The sequence below is a fragment of the Synechococcus sp. Cruz CV12-2-Slac-r genome (genome assembly GCF_024346075.1).
Taxonomy (GTDB): Bacteria; Cyanobacteriota; Cyanobacteriia; order PCC-6307; family Cyanobiaceae; genus Synechococcus_D.
The window spans coordinates 1-7,410 of the sequence record NZ_JAGQEK010000085.1 but is presented as its reverse complement, the minus strand read 5'-3'; the positions used below and the strand labels follow the sequence as shown (position 1 = coordinate 7,410).

The window sequence follows — 7,410 nt, the reverse complement described above, 5'->3', positions numbered from 1 at the left end:
AAAAGCGTTCATCATTAAGGGCATCTTCAACAATCAGCGGATCAGTTGCTTGAATCGCATGGGCGCAAAATGACCAATCTCGGGGTGTTTCCGTTGCTTCAACACCTACTTTTGCCTTAAACCACTGCCGATTTTTATCTACAAGGCTAAGCAATGAGATCGGTGTATTGCATACCTCTGAAGCAATTGTTGTGAGGTCGTTATACGACTGCTCTGGTTTAGTGCCAAGAATGCGGTATTCGTGGAGAGCCTGCAACCGCTCCTGCTCGTTATCGGGAATGCCGGCTGGTTCCAAATTTTTGCGCTCGGCAGTTTCCTATTTCTAGTTGAATTTTCCCTTCAGAGCCAATTTTCTCAAACAAACGCAAAGTAATGCCAATTAAAGGAAAATGCCCATTAGAGGCAGCCCTGATCCTTCTGGCCGGGTTTTTAGCTCCTGCGGGGGGCTCCCCTACGAGCAGCCAACACCTCTTGCACCTGGCGCCAGGAAACATTGTGATGGGTAAGGGCCACCTGTAGATGAAATAACAAATCAGCAGCCTCTGAAGCAATTTCCCCTGGGTTGTTGTCTTTACAAGCCATCACAAATTCAACACTTTCTTCTCCTATTTTTTTGAGGATGCTGTTATCACCACCTTCAAGCAATTTATTTGTGTAACTCCCAGATTCAGGCACAGCAGCGCGAGCCTGAATTACTCGCGCCAGCTCCGTGCAGGCATCGGCAGGGGGTGGCAAAGCCCCTGCGCCGCCACCACTGGGCCCTTGGCCTGCATCAAAAAAACAACTGCGGGCGCCGGTGTGGCAAGCAACATCACCCACCTGATTAATACTGATTAGCAATACATCGGCATCGCAGTCGTAGCGGATTCCTTTCAATTGTTGATAATGACCACTAGTGGCCCCCTTATGCCACAACTCTTTGCGAGATCTGCTCCAGTAGTGCACCTCAGCGCTGGAAAGAGTGAGCTCCAAAGCTTCAAGGTTCATCCAGGCCAGCATTAAAACTGCGCCATCCAGCCAATCTTGAGCAATGGCTGGAATCAAGCCCTCGGAATTAAAACGAAGCCGATCCAGGGGTAAAGCCCAAGGAGCACTCATGGCCGCAGTAGAAAGTGATGGCACCAGCTTCGCAGCGCAACGGCGCTTTTATGTACACCTGCTCAAAGCAGTTCGAGGGTTTTCCCTGCTGCCACAGACAAGCAAACCATCCAGGCCAGTGCCACTTTGTGCATGGCTATAGCCGCAGCTTTACCTGCTGGTTTGGCGCAAAGCAGCTAGATAAATATGGCTTTGTTGTGGATTTCTCCAGCTTTAAAGAGCTGCGCTTAATTTTAGAAAATCAGTTTGATCACACTTTTTTAGTAAATCACGATGATCCATTGCTCGCGAACTGGCAGCAACTCCATGAATTGGGCGCCTTAGATCTGAGGGTGATGCAAAACGTTGGGATGGAAGCCAGTGCCCATTGGGTGTGGCAAAAAACAAATGAAATATTGCAGCAGCGAGGTGATGGTCGTAATTGGTGCTGGAAGGTGGAAGCGCGAGAAAACAGCAAAAATGCTGCTTGCTGGGAACTACTACCCCCCTGGGCGTTGCAATAAATAGTTCAGGAGCCTGCGTGGTTGCTCATAAACTGAGTTGCAAATCCTCAACTCCATGGTTTTAAGTTTGGCGAGCCGCCAAAACTTAATTTTGGCTGTGCTGCGCAGCAGCAAAGAAGAATTGAGTGGCCAGGCTCTTCATGGCCGCATCAGGAGCGAGGGAGGCAGCATGGGGCTTGCCACCGTTTATCGCCACCTGCGCAGCCTGCAACAGCAGGGGGAAGTGCGCTGCCGCCACCTTGCCAATGGCGAAGCCCTCTACGCCCCAAGGGATCGCGATGTGCACCATCTCACCTGCGTTGAATGCGGTTGCAGTTCAGCCCTTGCCAACTGCCCTGTGGAACAGCATTCTCTTGCAATCCATACCCCCACAGGCTTCACCGCGCTATTTCATACCCTTGAGGTATTCGGCATCTGCGCCACCTGCAAAGCAACAAAATAACTAACAACCCCAAAATGATGACCAATTTCTCTAGCAAAAGCCCTGTGCCGGTAACAATCCTTACGGGATTTCTTGGGGCGGGTAAAACCACATTGCTGAACCACATCCTAGCCAATCAAGAGGGGGTGAAAACAGCTGTTTTGGTAAATGAATTTGGCGAAATCGGTATTGATAATGAGTTAATTATTAATCATAGTGATAATACTGTTGAATTAAATAATGGTTGCATATGCTGCAGCATAAATGATGAATTACTGCAAACAATATATAAAGTTTTAGATCGTCCAGAACCGCTCGATTACATCGTGGTGGAAACCACTGGCCTGGCGGACCCAATGCCTGTTGCCATGACTTTTCTTGGTAGTGATTTACGGGATTTAACAAGGCTTGATTCAATTATTACAGTGATTGATGCTGAAAATTTCAGCTCAGAGGTACTTGAAACTCAAGTGGGTAGAGCGCAGGTACTTTATGGGGATATCCTACTTTTAAATAAAACTGATTTAGTATCAAACGATCGCCTTAAGGAGGTGGAAACGCAGCTTGCATCTGTGAAAAAAGATGCTCGGCTATTACATTGCGTTAAGGGAGAAGTGCCCCTCCCGCTGCTCTTAAGTGTTGGCTTATTTGAATCGGATCGAATTGTTGAAGAGCAAAACAATAATCACTCCCATGATCACGGGCACAAGCATCATGATCACAAGCATCATGATCATAAAAACCATGATCACAGTAATTCAAATGAAGAAAATAAAGCAGATATTGAAGGTTTCACCTCACTCTCTTATTCCAGCATTAAGCCTTTGGGGTTGCGTAAATTTCAAAATTTCTTAGATAATCAACTGCCCGCTGAAGTGTTTAGAGCTAAGGGTATTCTTTGGTTTAATGAAAGTGAAAGGCGTCATGTATTTCATCTTGCCGGCAAGCGCTTTTCCATAGACGACACCGATTGGGTAGGGGAACGCAGCAATCAAATTGTTTTGATCGGGCGAAATATAAACCACAAAAAATTATTACTACAATTACAAGCTTGCGAGGCGCCAGATGGTGGGAAAGGTTTCAGTTGAGCTGCTAATCGGGTTCATCACAGGGCTGTTGGCGGCCCTGTTGATGGCTGCAATTTCTTTCCTCACCAGCCTGGGCTGGGGCGATCAGTTTTTGAAGGGATTTCCCTCTCAAGCGCCATTTGTTCTACAACTTTTAATCCCAATTAGCTGCGGCCTAGCAATCGGGTTGCTGCGTCGCGCTGGGGCTGAGCCCCTACCAGAGCTGATAGAAACCTTTGCCCAATTGGATCCAAAGCAGGATCAGAAGCTGCAACTTGAGATACAGCCAAAATTAAGCCACATCTTGCTGGGGCTACTGGCGCTCCTGGGGGGCGGCAGCATTGGCCCTGAAGCACTTCTAAGCCGTTCCCTAACTGAATGGCAGCTGGGGCTGCAACGCCTTAAAACAAAATTGGCCATCGGCGGCCGCTTGGCTAAGGGCTATTGGAGCTGGCTGCCGGGTCTTATTGGTGGTTTTGCTGGTTTTGCACTGTTAAAGGGGTTCGACAGATTTGGTGGTGGTGAGCAGGGGGTAATTTTTTTATGGCCCAATAGTTTCAGCCAAGGGGCTTCGAACTTGGCCTGGGCCTTGCTTTTGGGGGCAGGGGGCGGCTGCCTGGGGCTGTTGTTTTTGGGCTTGAGGCGGCAATTGGCAAAACGAATCAAGCGATGCCAAGCATCACCACTTCCACTGGCAATTTTTACAGGTGTAGTGCTGGCACTGGTGAACATTTGGCAACCGCTCGCTCTTTTTTCTGGCGAACAACAATTAAGCCCACTGCTACAAGGCGAATTACTTAATAGAGCTGATCAACTTTTGTTAGTGGGCTTTTTAAAAATTGCCCTGTGCGCCCTTTGCCTCAGCACCGGCTGGATGGGCGGACTTTTTTTTCCACTAATAATCGGCGCAGCCGCTATCGGCCAAGGGCTCCATCAAGCGGCTGGAATTATTCCTGGTGAAGTAGCGATTAGCGCCCTGGTAGCAGGCATCCAAGCCATGGTGCTTGCTCAGCCGTGGGTTCCGTTTGTGATAACCGTGGTGGTGCTAAAGGGCCATGCGCTGCCTGCGGCAGTTATCGGCAGCCTCATGGGATGGCGCCTAAACCGCTATGTTAGGGATATATGAAGTTTTGTAATGTTTGATCCCACCCTGCTTGGCGCTATTGCATTGGTGATAGGCATTGCTCTTTATCTAAGGCCTGATTCAGACGACGACGATTCCGGCGGTGGCATCTTGCAGCCGATTCCGATTCGCGTTCAACGTCGCTATTGAGAAGCACTTGCAAATAGCCCCCGCACCGTTCTAGGTTGAGATCAGTTCTCAACAAGCAATTGGTTCGATCCGGTTTTACTCGTTATTTACAATTTTTGGTTTTTTTATTACTTGCCTCTTGCTTGGAGGCAAAGGCGGAAAGCGTAGGAGTTTATTCAGGCAGACATTACAACAGCGATAAAGAACTTTATAAACTTTTCACTAAACGCACCGGTATCTCCGTAAATTTATTAGAGGCTAAAGATGATGCCTTGATTGAGCGCCTGCAGGCAGAAGGTGAAAAAAGCAACGCTGATGTGTTGGTACTTGTAGATGCGGCTCGGCTTGATAGGGCCGCAAACTTAGGTTTATTTAGGGCGGTTAAATCGCCTCAATTGTTGCAACAAGTGCCTAGTACATATCGAGATAGCCGCGGCCGTTGGTTTGGCCTTACCCGCCGCGTAAGGGCAATTATTGTGAATCCAAAGATCGTATCGCCTAATTCGATTCGTAGTTACAGCGATTTGGCAAATTCGAATCTGAAAGGCAAACTTTGTTTGCGTGATCGCAAAAGCGTTTATAACCAATCACTGGTTGCAGATCAGTTGGTAAGCCGTGGTGCAGCTGCCACCACAAATTGGATTAAGGCCATGGTTGCAAACTTGGCCCAACCTGTCTTTAGCTCCGATACCGCCCTGATCAGAGCTGTGGCACAAGGGCAATGTGGCGCTGCACTTGTTAACACTTACTACGTAGCTCGCATGACATCTGGCGAATCAGGCAAAGAAGATCAACTGCTTGCCAAAAATATCGATCTAATAATGCCCATCCCCGCCCACGTAAATATCAGTGGCGCAGGTGTAACAAGCTCTGCTCGTAATCCGGAGGCAGCCCAAAAGTTGATTGAATTTCTCGCCTCCCCCACTGGGGGGAAGGGGTATGCAGAGGCAAACAATGAATATCCCCTTAAAGGATATGGCGGTAATCCTTGGTTAAAACGTTTCGGGGCGTTTCAAAGCAGCGGCGTTTCAGCTGAAACCCTTGGCGCAAATAACAAACGCGCTGTGCAATTAATGGAAAACAACGATTGGAAATAAAGCTGCCGCCCCGCCCTGGCTTAACTGGCATTCTCAGCGCCACAGCTGCCTTAAATCTCCTGCCATTGCTGGGGCTTTCCATCTATTGCCTCTCCAAACCAGAGGGCGCTTTTAGGGCCCTAGGCAGCGAAGGAATTGAGCAGCTGGGAAACACCCTGCTACTGCTTTTGCTGGTGGGGCTTGGGGTAGGGGCTTTTGGCAGCAGCATCGGCTGGCTTACGGCCAGTTGCAATTTCCCTGGCAAAAAACTGCTCACCATTGCCCAATTAATACCGCTCGCCACCCCCGCTTACCTGGAGGCGGCAGTGCTTACAGATCTGGGGAGTCGGGAAGGGTTAAGGCTGCACGGCCTTGGGGTAGCTGCTGCGGTATTAATTCTGAGCACCTTGCCTTATGTGGTGCTGCTCAGCCGCGACAGCTTCCGCCAGAGCGGACGTAAACACTTAGAGGCCAGCCGCAGCTTGGGCTTGGGAGCCTGGGCAAGCTTCCGCCGCGTGGCACTTCCAATGGCGATACCAGCCATTACCAGTGGTGTTGCTCTTGCTGGCATGGAAGTAGTTAATGAATTTGGTGCGATGGAATTACTGGGGGTTCCAACTCTTTCAACGGGAATATTGCAGCGCTGGCAGGGAGAGGGCGACCCCCAAGGTGCCACAAGCCTTGCCCTAATTGCCCTAGCGGTGGTGGCTGTTTTGGTGGCAGCCCAACGTTGGCAGCGGCGTCTTAGTCGCCGTTGGGATCAAGGCGGACCTGGCGATCATTTTGAAGGCTGGCAGTTGCGAGGGCCGAGGGCATGGCTTGCCACAATTCTCTGCCTGTTACCACCTTTATTAAGTGCTGGGTTGCCATTGGCCTGGATTCTGAGGAGCTCGGATCAGTTGCGCCAAGAAAACCTTGCTGAATTGTTTGGCCTTAGTGCCCGCAGCTTGGCTTTGGGGTTGGCGGCGGCGGCAATGGCGGTATTTATGGCCCTTGTTTTAGCAATAGGGGGCCGTTGGCAAAAGGTTGCCTGGCTGAAAGCTTCTGTTTTTATGGCCGGCCTTGGCTATGCAGTGCCCGGGGCAGTGTTAGCGCTGGCTTTGCTGTTGTTATTTGCACCCCTTGGCCTTCCGCCCCTGTTGCTGCTGCTTTATGGCTATAGCAACCGTTTCCTTGCCGTAGCAAAAGGTGGGCTTGATGCAAATTTAGAAAGGCTTCCCCCCAGCATTGAAGAAGCGGCCACAAGCCTTGGTAAAAACTGGCAAGAAGTTTTGCGTAGGGTGCATTTACCAATTTTGCGCAGCCCTTTATTACTGGCAAGCATGTTGGTTTTTGTAGATACCGTAAAAGAATTACCGCTCACATTTGCCTTACGGCCTTTCAATTTCGACACCCTGGCAGTGCGGGTTTTTCAATACGCAAGTGATGAAAGGCTTGGCGCAGCCCTTGCGCCAGCACTGCTAATCATTTTATTAGGGCTTAGCTCAGCTCTACTGCTGGCAGCTGAACTTAAGCAGGAAAAAATTGAGCCTTTGCCCCCGCTTGCAAGCTGATTTTGCAATAGCTGCCAATTGCCAATTCCTGCTCAATAGGCACCTTGAGCCGCATTGATTCCCCCTGCAAATCAAATTGATACAGCCATTGATCTCCTAAAAATTCCCTACCCACCAGTTTTGCTAATCCATCGGGATCAATTTGCACCGCTAAGGCCTCCTGCCGCAATAACACATCAGATTTTTGAGAAGGATTGTGGCCTGCTACACCAAAACTTGCACCACCATCGGGAAGAGCTTGCAAGCGCTCTAGGGGCAACACATTTCCCTGCAAAACAAACCTGGCTACAAAAGTAGTTGCTGGTTTATCAACCAAATCGCGAGGGCTGGCGTATTGATGCCAGCTCCCTTCTTTCATCACAGCTACTCGATCGCATACCGCTAAAGCTTCTTGGGGATCGTGGGTAACCATCACAGCACTAACACCACATTGAGCAAGC

Annotated in this window: 8 protein-coding genes and 2 pseudogenes; 7 read left to right on the top strand and 3 right to left on the bottom strand. The window is 49.6% G+C overall.

The window, feature by feature from the left end:
• Window positions 1-295, bottom strand: a pseudogene (locus KB557_RS07640) (GAF domain-containing protein); the annotation flags it as partial.
• Between the two features lie 134 nt (window positions 296-429).
• Complete coding sequence (hisIE, locus tag KB557_RS07635) at window positions 430-1,098, bottom strand: bifunctional phosphoribosyl-AMP cyclohydrolase/phosphoribosyl-ATP diphosphatase HisIE (protein WP_255132912.1); 669 nt, start codon at window positions 1,096-1,098, stop codon at window positions 430-432.
• Between the two features lie 17 nt (window positions 1,099-1,115).
• On the opposite strand from hisIE, the gene KB557_RS07630 reads away from it, so the two are divergent.
• The 7 genes from KB557_RS07630 (at window position 1,116) to KB557_RS07600 (ending at window position 6,970) form a co-directional block, all read left to right on the top strand.
• Entirely contained in the window at window positions 1,116-1,601 is a 486-nt protein-coding gene (locus KB557_RS07630) for a 6-carboxytetrahydropterin synthase (RefSeq protein ID WP_255132909.1), read from the top strand.
• A 55-nt stretch (window positions 1,602-1,656) separates the two neighbouring features.
• Window positions 1,657-2,043 (top strand): Fur family transcriptional regulator, encoded by a 387-nt coding sequence (locus KB557_RS07625; RefSeq protein WP_255132907.1) that lies wholly within the window; start codon window positions 1,657-1,659, stop codon window positions 2,041-2,043.
• Between the two features lie 14 nt (window positions 2,044-2,057).
• A complete protein-coding gene (locus KB557_RS07620; RefSeq protein WP_399218833.1) occupies window positions 2,058-3,110 on the top strand; it encodes a CobW family GTP-binding protein in 1,053 nt (350 codons plus the stop codon).
• Window positions 3,111-3,153: 43 nt separating this feature from the next.
• Window positions 3,154-4,215 (top strand): chloride channel protein, encoded by a 1,062-nt coding sequence (locus KB557_RS07615; protein ID WP_255132905.1) that lies wholly within the window; start codon window positions 3,154-3,156, stop codon window positions 4,213-4,215.
• 9 nt (window positions 4,216-4,224) lie between these two features.
• On the top strand, window positions 4,225-4,362 hold the full coding sequence (locus tag KB557_RS07610; RefSeq protein WP_255132903.1) for a hypothetical protein: 138 nt from the start codon (window positions 4,225-4,227) through the stop codon (window positions 4,360-4,362).
• A gap of 122 nt (window positions 4,363-4,484) precedes the next feature.
• On the top strand, window positions 4,485-5,438 hold the full coding sequence (locus KB557_RS07605) for an extracellular solute-binding protein (protein WP_255132901.1): 954 nt from the start codon (window positions 4,485-4,487) through the stop codon (window positions 5,436-5,438).
• Complete coding sequence (locus tag KB557_RS07600) at window positions 5,429-6,970, top strand: iron ABC transporter permease (RefSeq protein WP_255132899.1); 1,542 nt, start codon at window positions 5,429-5,431, stop codon at window positions 6,968-6,970. The genes KB557_RS07605 and KB557_RS07600 overlap by 10 nt, the downstream gene beginning before the upstream one ends.
• Here the strand turns inward: KB557_RS07600 and KB557_RS07595 are convergent.
• Window positions 6,927-7,410, bottom strand: a pseudogene (locus KB557_RS07595) (ABC transporter ATP-binding protein); the annotation flags it as partial. The gene KB557_RS07600 and the pseudogene KB557_RS07595 sit on opposite strands and share 44 nt — an antisense overlap.